Here is a 7,759-nt window from a genome sequence, read left to right as displayed (position 1 = left end):
TGAGCGGGTTACCTGGTCGATTTTGATCGACGGCCCGCTTTCAAAAGCAGCGAGGGCTGAAGTCGACCGGAAATACAGGGCTACTTCAGACCTTCCCTAGAGCGTCCAAAAGTGCCGCAAGGGTGCATAGCGTTCGCTATGCACCTGGCCTGTCAGTGGTATTCGCAAAGATAAGCCGTTTCCACGCTGACTTTGAGCTGGAATTTGCTGTTGGCCGGAACGGTGAATTTCTGGCCTGCCTCAAAAGTTTCCCAAGCATCACTGCCAGGTAGTTTGACCGTCAGGGCACCTGCTACCACGTTCATGATTTCCAATTGGCTCGTTCCGAATTCGTATTCACCTGGCGCCATGACGCCAATGGTGGCTGGCTTACTGCTCAGATTGAAGGCGATGGATTTAACGGTGCCGTCAAAATATTCGTTAACCTTGAACATGGCTTTCCTTAGGATTGTTTTAAACGTCAAGCCAGTATGCCGAAACCTTTACGCTGCCGCCACTAAGCTATTAGTGCACGGTTATAGGCAGTAGCCTTGCCGTGTTACGCGCGTCCTCCAAGGCCCTGTGCGGCTGACCATGAAAGCAGTACCCGGCAAGGCTCAGGGCCGAGCCCAGGCTGACAGGGCGGGGTAGTTGCCTGGACTTCGCAAAGCGCTGCTTGAGATTCATGTGGGGAGTGCGTGCCAGGAGTGTGCTGATTCTGTGCTCACGCCAATCACGCTGTAGCTGACGGCGATCATAGTCACCCCAGCTGCACCAGCCCGCCAAATGCGCTTCATGGCTACTCAGCCATTGCTCAAAGTGTTGCCAGACCGTATACAAGGGCGCTGCGCTATCTACATCGTCTTGGGTAATGTGCGTAAGCGATTTGCAGAACGCGGTCAGCAGAGGTCGATGCAGGGGCCTTACATAGCTCTGAAAGTGATCAAGCTCTTGTCCGGTACTATCGATCAACACGGCGCCGATCTCGATGATCTCCATCTCCTCGACAGGCCATCCGCCTTCATCAGTGGTCGCTTCCAGATCGATGACCAGCCAACGCTTCATCGTGCCTCCAAAGAGCTTCTTGTAAGTAAGAGGACAAGGCATCCTGGTAACGGACCGGCGCCCACAGGCAGAGACCTGTATCAAGATAGGCAAGTTTCAGGCTTAAACACAGAGCTACGTACATTTTGAGGCTCTTCTGACGAAGGGTGTGACTGAATCCATGCCGGTGCCGACTATTAAGTTGGACGCCAGGTATTAGCCGCTTGGACAAACGTTTGAGTGACGCTTGGCGTTGGGGCCAATCTCCCTTATGCTTTTTGTATCTACTACTCAGGTCTATACGTTATGGAATGCCGTGCCGGCTGTGGTGCATGTTGCATTGCGCCTTCTATTTCCACGCCATTGCCTGCGATGCCACAGGGCAAGCCTGCAGGTGTGCGATGTGCACATCTAAGCGAAACCGATTTATGTGAGTTGTTCGGAAAGCCGGAACGACCGCCGGTGTGCAGCGCCTTTTCGGCAGAGCCTTTTGTCTGTGGTGACAGCCGTGACGAGGCACTTATGCTGATAGCGTATCTGGAAGATGTGACTGCCGCCTGATTCAACCCCACCATACACGCTTTATGCTCATAACAAGAAAAGGAAGGTTCAATGCGTACTTTTTTTAAAACAACTGTTTTAACGGCTCTGTTCGCGACGTTGTGTTCTGGCGCCTACGCCGAGGAATGGAAACTTGCAAAGGATGAAGATGGGGTAAAGGTCTACACCCGTAGCGTGGAGGGGTCTAAATACAAGGCCTACCGTGGTGTTGTTACGATTAAGGCTACTCCTGAGCGTATCGAGCAACTTCAGGAGGATACCGCCAGCTCCTGCAAGTGGCTCTATCGTTGCCAGCAGCTCAAGGTGCTCAAGCAGCAGGGGCAGGACACCTGGACCTATATGCGCATTGAAATGCCCTGGCCGGTCACGGCGCGTGATGTGGTGCTACATATCACAACGGAGCAAGCCGGCAATGGAGGTTTCGTTCGTCATTTAAAAGGGGAGCCCACTTACACACCTCCTGCAGACGGCTACGTGCGAGTCAGCAGTTTCGACGGTAAATGGCAGGTGCTGCCAAAGGCGACAGGATCTGTGGAGGTGACGTACGAAGCCCAAAGCGAACCGGGCGGAAGCATACCGTCTTGGTTGGCTAACAGCTTTGTCGTTGATGCGCCGTTCAATACCTTGCAAGGTCTTCGTAAGGCGGCGGAGAGCCGTTAACCCAAATAAAAACGCCCCAGGTTAGCCGGGGCGCTTTTTATCTACCAATCAGATCAAGCGATCTCAACCGCATCGATCTTAGCCTTGGCTGCGCTTTCGCGGAACTCGGCAATCTGATCGAAGCTCAGGTAGCGGTAGACATCCGACGCCATGCTGTCGATGTCCTTGGCGTACTGCATGTACTCTTCTGTCGACGGGAGCTTGCCCAGGATGGAGGCAACGGCCGCCAGCTCCGCAGAGGCCAGGTACACATTGGCACCATCGCCCAGACGGTTCGGGAAGTTACGAGTCGACGTCGAGACTACAGTCGAGTTGGAGGCCACACGTGCCTGGTTACCCATGCACAGTGAGCAGCCTGGCATCTCCATGCGAGCGCCAGCCTTGCCATAGATGCCGTAATAGCCTTCCTCGGTCAGCTGATGCTGGTCCATCTTGGTTGGCGGGGACAGCCACAGGCGGGTCGGAATGGCGCCCTTGACCTTGTCGAGCAGCTTGCCAGCCGCGCGGAAGTGGCCGATGTTGGTCATGCAGGAGCCGATGAAGACTTCATCGATCTTGTCGCCAGCCACTTGAGACAACAGGCGAGCATCGTCCGGGTCGTTTGGCGCGCACAGGATCGGCTCGGTCACTTCAGCCAGATCGATTTCGATGACTTCGGTGTACTCGGCATCGGCATCAGCTTCCATCAGCTCTGGATTGGCCAGCCAGGCTTCCATCGCCTGAGCACGGCGCTCCAGCGTACGGGCATCACCGTAGCCTTCGCTGATCATCCAGCGCAGCAGCGTGATGTTGGACTGCAGATACTCAGCAATGGATTCCTTCGACAGCTTGATGGTGCAGCCAGCAGCGGAACGCTCGGCCGAGGCATCGGACAGCTCGAAGGCTTGCTCGACGGTCAGATCCGGCAGGCCTTCGATCTCGAGGATGCGGCCAGAGAAGATGTTCTTCTTGCCTTTCTTCTCGACGGTCAGCAGACCTTTCTGGATCGCATAGTAGGGGATGGCATGCACGAGATCACGTAGCGTGATTCCCGGCTGCATCTTGCCTTTGAAGCGAACCAGTACCGACTCGGGCATATCCAGCGGCATAACGCCTGTTGCAGCGGCGAACGCTACCAGGCCGGAACCTGCTGGGAAGGAGATGCCAATCGGGAAGCGGGTGTGGGAGTCGCCGCCAGTGCCAACGGTATCCGGCAGCAGCATGCGGTTCAGCCAGCTGTGGATGATGCCATCGCCCGGACGTAGAGAAACACCGCCACGGGTACGGATGAAATCCGGCAGGGTGTGGTGAGTCTTGACATCGATTGGCTTGGGATAGGCGGCTGTGTGGCAGAAGGACTGCATCACGAGGTCAGCGGAAAAGCCCAGGCATGCCAAGTCTTTCAGCTCGTCGCGAGTCATCGGGCCGGTCGTGTCCTGGGAGCCGACAGTAGTCATCTTCGGCTCGCAGTAGGTGCCCGGACGAACGCCGGCCACGCCACAGGCCTTGCCAACCATCTTCTGAGCCAGGGTATAACCCTTGCCGGTATCAACAGGCTGCTCGGGCTTCTTGAACAGGTCGGAGTGTTCCAGGCCGAGTTCGGCGCGAGCTTTTTCAGTCAAGCCACGGCCCACGATCAGCGGAATACGGCCACCCGCACGAACTTCGTCCAGCAGAACCGGGGTTTTCAGCTCAAATGTCGCAACCACATCGTCGCTACCGTGACGGGTCACTTTGCCTGCATAGGGATAGACGTCGATCACGTCGCCCATTTCCAGCGCGGAAACGTCGAACTCGATTGGCAGAGCGCCTGCATCTTCCATGGTGTTATAGAAGATCGGAGCAATCTTGCTACCAAAGCAGAAGCCGCCAGCGCGCTTGTTTGGAACGTAGGGGATGTCGTCACCGAAGAACCACAGTACCGAGTTGGTAGCAGATTTGCGGGAAGAACCCGTACCTACCACGTCACCCACATAGGCAACCGGAAAGCCTTTGGCGCGAACTTCTTCGATCTGCTTCAGCGGGCCGATGCTGCCTTGCTGCTCCGGTACGATACCGTCACGGGCCATCTTCAGCATGGCCAGGGCGTGCAGCGGGATGTCAGGACGCGACCAGGCGTCAGGCGCAGGGGAGAGATCATCGGTGTTGGTTTCACCGGGTACCTTGAAAACGGTCAGGGTGACCTTTTCCGGAACAGCCGGGCGAGCCTTGAACCATTCACCGTCTGCCCAGGATTGCAGAACGGACTGAGCGTTGGCATTGCCTGCCTTGGCTTTTTCGGCGACATCATGGAAGGCATCGAACATCAGAAGCGTATGCTTGAGTTGTCCGGCCGCTATGGTGCCAAGCTCGGCGTCATCCAGCAGTTCGACCAGCGTGGCGATGTTATAGCCACCCTGCATGGTTCCCAGAAGCTCGACCGCGCGCTGCTTGGAGATCAGCGGGGAGCTGGTTTCGCCTTTGGCGACAGCAGAAAGGAAGCCAGCCTTGACATAGGCGGCTTCGTCAACGCCCGGCGGTACACGATTGGTGATCAGGTCAACGAGAAATTCTTCTTCGCCGGCCGGCGGGTTTTTCAGAAGTTCGACCAAACCTGCAGTCTGTTCGGCGTTAAGCGGCTGGGCAACGATACCCTGCGCGGCACGCTCTTCTACGTGTTTACGATAGGCTTCAAGCACAATATGACCCTCATCAGTGGTCCAGTAATGACGTCCGGGATCTGGCGACCCCATGAGCCCGAATAACGAAATAGCAATCGCTAGCAAGAGGCAGGAGCCAATGCGACGTCATTCAGGCTCCGGTGCGAAGCTGTTTTCAAAGTTTTACGCCAGCGGTATTACACGTGGGCCAGAATGCAGACGTGTGATGAGTACGCTGCACCCTGACCGGGAACCTGCCGGATAATTGTGTTCGTGACGCTTTGAAAACAGCTTCGTATCGGACATGGCGCCCCTTAGGGCGTACGGATTCTACTCCAAGGTTTCGCTAAAGTTAAGCTGAACATGCGACTAAACGACGCTGACCTTGGTTAGACGAAAGGCTAAAATAGGCTTTTGCTTGATCGGAACGACTATGTCCAACCAGCGCATAAAGACGCCCTGCGTCGGACTTTGCTCAACGGTATTCGGTGACCAGGTTTGCCGGGGCTGCAAGCGATTTCATCACGAGATCGTGAACTGGAATGCGTATAACGATGAGGAAAAGCGAGCTGTCTGGGCCCGTCTCGAAGTGCTTCTGACCCAGGTGGTTTCTGCAAAGCTCGAAGTGTTTGATCCGCTACGCCTGAAGGAACAGCTACAGCAACGGAAGATTCGCTTCATTCCTGAGCAGTCCGAATATTGCTGGGCCTATCAGCTGATTTCACGCGGCGCGCGCCATATTCAACAGGTCGATGCTTATGGCATACATGTTTTTCCTGAATTCAGGGAGCGCCCGCTGATGGAACTGCGTGATGCCATCGACCAGGAGTTTTTCATCCTCTCCGAAGCTCACTATGAACGTTACATTGCGCCACGTTTCCTGCTTGAAGGAATGGACGTTCGAGTCTGACACCGCGCACCGTATAATCACCTCATATTCCAGTGCAATCGCTTCAGGCGGATGTGCTTCCCTTGATTCTGGAACAGATGGTTAGCCGCCTGTTGATTAAAGGATTTGCGTTATGTTGTTGCCCGAAATGGACGAATTCCTGGCCTGTAAAACGCCGGAAGCTTGGGTGGAAGCTGCTTTGCAGGATCTTCCTACCCTTTTAATCGATCATGCCAATAATGAAAAGAAAGCAGCGGGCGCTGCGTTTCATTACCTGTTTACTTACAGCAATAAGCTGGATCTGGTAAACAAGATGTCACGGATCGCTCGTGAGGAGCTACGGCACTTCGAGCAGGTGCTCCAAATCATGAAGAAGCGTGGCATTGCGCATGAAAACGTAACGTCGGCCCGCTATGCCGGTGCCATGCGTAAGCTGTGCCGTAATCATGAGCCGTACCGACTAACGGACTCGCTTGTCGTAGGAGCCTTTATCGAGTGCCGTTCATGCGAGCGCTTCTCTGCAATTGCTCCGCATCTGGATGAAGAATTAAGCAAGTTTTACAGCGGTTTGCTCAAGTCGGAAGCGCGTCATTATCAGGATTACCTGAAGCTGGCCTATCTATATGGTGACGAGCAGGATGTGACCGCCAAGATTCAGGAGATCAGAGCGCTAGAAGCCGAGCTTATTGCCTCAGCGGATACGGAGATGCGCTTTCATAGCGGTGTGCCGCGCGCAGCGTAATAGCCATTACGCTTCGAGCCGTATCACGCCAGCTCGAAGCGTTCCTGCTCCAGTCGGTCACGGGAAATCTTCAGGACCCAGCCGTAACGGTCCCAGTCACCCAACACAATTCGCGTTGCAGCGCTGTCATCAAGCATGAATTCATGTGTGGCAGGACGATGTGTGTGCCCGTGAATCAGGGTCTGAGTGCGGGTGCGCCGCATGATGCCCTCAACCTCTTCAGGTGTGACGTCTACAATATCCATGGCTTTTTGCCGGGTCTGCACCTTGCTCTCGTTGCGTAATTTCCTGGCCAGCTCGCGACGCTTCTTTAGAGGAAGATGGCGCAGGATCCACAATGAAACCGGATTGCGAAGCCAGCGGCGTAATCGCATGTAGGCTTCGTCCCGTGTGCACAGACTGTCGCCATGCATCAGCAGAAGGCGCTTGCCTTCGGCTTCGATAACGGTCGGGTCGGCCAGTAGGGTACATCCTGCCAGTCGGCAAAACTCCTTTCCGATCAAGAAATCGCGATTGCCATGCATCAGAAAAATACGTGTGCCGCCTTGAGATAAGGTCTTTAGGGCTCGTGCGATGCCTTTTTGAAACTCATCCATGGCGTCATCGCCGATCCATACCTCAAAAAAGTCGCCTAGAATATACAAGGCATCGGCGTGAACAGCTTCTGTCTCAAGAAAACGCAAAAACGCCCGGGAAATATCCGGGCGTTCAGGTTCGAGATGCAGATCAGAGATCAGCAGTATCACTCAACGATCTCGGCACGCTCGATAATGACATCCTCAGCCGGTACATCCTGATGGCCGGCGCGAGATGTAGTAGCAACACCCTTGATGGCATTGACGACATCCATGCCTTCAACAACCTGGCCGAATACAGCATAACCCCAGCCTTGTGTAGTCGGGGCGGTGTGGTCCAGGAAGGTATTATCCGACACGTTGATGAAGAACTGTGCGGACGCTGAGTGCGGGTCCATGGTACGTGCCATGGCGACCGTGCCATTGCGGTTGGAGACACCGTTGTTCGCTTCGTTCTTGATCGGTGCACGGGTGGACTTTTGCTTCATGCCAGGCTCAAAACCGCCGCCTTGGACCATGAAGCCATTGATCACGCGATGAAAGATAGTGCCGTCATAGTGACCGCTCTTTACATACTCTTTGAAGTTGGCTGCTGTTTCAGGAGCCTTATCTTCAAACAGTTCAAGAGTGATGACGCCGTGGTTTGTATGCAATTTGATCATGGAATTTATGTCCGTGGTCAGATAGGAAG

General features: G+C 54.9%; 9 protein-coding genes. 4 read left to right on the top strand and 5 right to left on the bottom strand.

The window, feature by feature from the left end; translation table 11 throughout:
• Window positions 1–152: 152 nt before the first annotated feature.
• Window positions 153–434, bottom strand: a complete 282-nt coding sequence (locus tag HMPREF1487_RS01310) for a pyrimidine/purine nucleoside phosphorylase (RefSeq protein ID WP_010794788.1) — start codon at window positions 432–434, stop codon at window positions 153–155.
• Window positions 435–504: 70 nt separating this feature from the next.
• Window positions 505–1,044, bottom strand: a complete 540-nt coding sequence (locus HMPREF1487_RS01305) for a 3'-5' exonuclease (protein ID WP_010794787.1) — start codon at window positions 1,042–1,044, stop codon at window positions 505–507.
• A 285-nt stretch (window positions 1,045–1,329) separates the two neighbouring features.
• Between HMPREF1487_RS01305 and HMPREF1487_RS01300 the strand changes: the two genes are divergently transcribed.
• Both HMPREF1487_RS01300 and HMPREF1487_RS01295 read left to right on the top strand, forming a co-directional pair.
• Window positions 1,330–1,584, top strand: coding sequence for a YkgJ family cysteine cluster protein (locus HMPREF1487_RS01300; RefSeq protein WP_010794786.1), 255 nt, complete (start codon window positions 1,330–1,332; stop codon window positions 1,582–1,584).
• A 51-nt stretch (window positions 1,585–1,635) separates the two neighbouring features.
• On the top strand, window positions 1,636–2,244 hold the full coding sequence (locus HMPREF1487_RS01295; RefSeq protein ID WP_010794785.1) for an START domain-containing protein: 609 nt from the start codon (window positions 1,636–1,638) through the stop codon (window positions 2,242–2,244).
• A 53-nt stretch (window positions 2,245–2,297) separates the two neighbouring features.
• Here the strand turns inward: HMPREF1487_RS01295 and acnB are convergent, their stop codons facing one another.
• Complete coding sequence (acnB, locus tag HMPREF1487_RS01290) at window positions 2,298–4,901, bottom strand: bifunctional aconitate hydratase 2/2-methylisocitrate dehydratase (protein WP_010794784.1); 2,604 nt, start codon at window positions 4,899–4,901, stop codon at window positions 2,298–2,300.
• A gap of 394 nt (window positions 4,902–5,295) precedes the next feature.
• Here acnB and HMPREF1487_RS01285 point away from each other — a divergent pair, with 394 nt between their 5' ends.
• Both HMPREF1487_RS01285 and HMPREF1487_RS01280 read left to right on the top strand, forming a co-directional pair.
• Window positions 5,296–5,772: a DUF1289 domain-containing protein gene (locus HMPREF1487_RS01285; protein WP_010794783.1), complete on the top strand. Its 477-nt coding sequence runs from the start codon at window positions 5,296–5,298 to the stop codon at window positions 5,770–5,772.
• Between the two features lie 112 nt (window positions 5,773–5,884).
• Entirely contained in the window at window positions 5,885–6,493 is a 609-nt protein-coding gene (locus tag HMPREF1487_RS01280) for a MiaE family protein (RefSeq protein WP_010794782.1), read from the top strand.
• A gap of 23 nt (window positions 6,494–6,516) precedes the next feature.
• On the opposite strand, the gene HMPREF1487_RS01275 is transcribed toward HMPREF1487_RS01280, so the two are convergent.
• Window positions 6,517–7,239: a UDP-2,3-diacylglucosamine diphosphatase gene (locus tag HMPREF1487_RS01275; protein ID WP_010794781.1), complete on the bottom strand. Its 723-nt coding sequence runs from the start codon at window positions 7,237–7,239 to the stop codon at window positions 6,517–6,519.
• Window positions 7,236–7,730 (bottom strand): peptidylprolyl isomerase, encoded by a 495-nt coding sequence (locus HMPREF1487_RS01270; protein WP_010794780.1) that lies wholly within the window; start codon window positions 7,728–7,730, stop codon window positions 7,236–7,238. Before HMPREF1487_RS01270 ends, HMPREF1487_RS01275 begins: the two co-directional genes overlap by 4 nt.
• Window positions 7,731–7,759 lie beyond the last annotated feature (29 nt).

This window comes from Pseudomonas sp. HPB0071 (assembly GCF_000478505.2).
Lineage (GTDB): Bacteria > Pseudomonadota > Gammaproteobacteria > Pseudomonadales > Pseudomonadaceae > Chryseomonas > Chryseomonas luteola.
The sequence above is the reverse complement of the archived record's forward strand: the minus strand, read 5'-3'. Positions and strand labels throughout refer to the sequence as shown.

What these genes read in the sequence shown, in the direction of transcription:
- HMPREF1487_RS01310 (WP_010794788.1), bottom strand. Translation starts at nt 434, where the DNA reads ATGTTCAAGGTTAACGAATATTTTGACGGCACCGTTAAATCCATCGCC.
- HMPREF1487_RS01305 (WP_010794787.1), bottom strand. Translation starts at nt 1,044, where the DNA reads ATGAAGCGTTGGCTGGTCATCGATCTGGAAGCGACCACTGATGAAGGC.
- HMPREF1487_RS01300 (WP_010794786.1), top strand. Translation starts at nt 1,330, where the DNA reads ATGGAATGCCGTGCCGGCTGTGGTGCATGTTGCATTGCGCCTTCTATT.
- HMPREF1487_RS01295 (WP_010794785.1), top strand. Translation starts at nt 1,636, where the DNA reads ATGCGTACTTTTTTTAAAACAACTGTTTTAACGGCTCTGTTCGCGACG.
- HMPREF1487_RS01285 (WP_010794783.1), top strand. Translation starts at nt 5,296, where the DNA reads ATGTCCAACCAGCGCATAAAGACGCCCTGCGTCGGACTTTGCTCAACG.
- HMPREF1487_RS01280 (WP_010794782.1), top strand. Translation starts at nt 5,885, where the DNA reads ATGTTGTTGCCCGAAATGGACGAATTCCTGGCCTGTAAAACGCCGGAA.
- HMPREF1487_RS01270 (WP_010794780.1), bottom strand. Translation starts at nt 7,730, where the DNA reads ATGATCAAATTGCATACAAACCACGGCGTCATCACTCTTGAACTGTTT.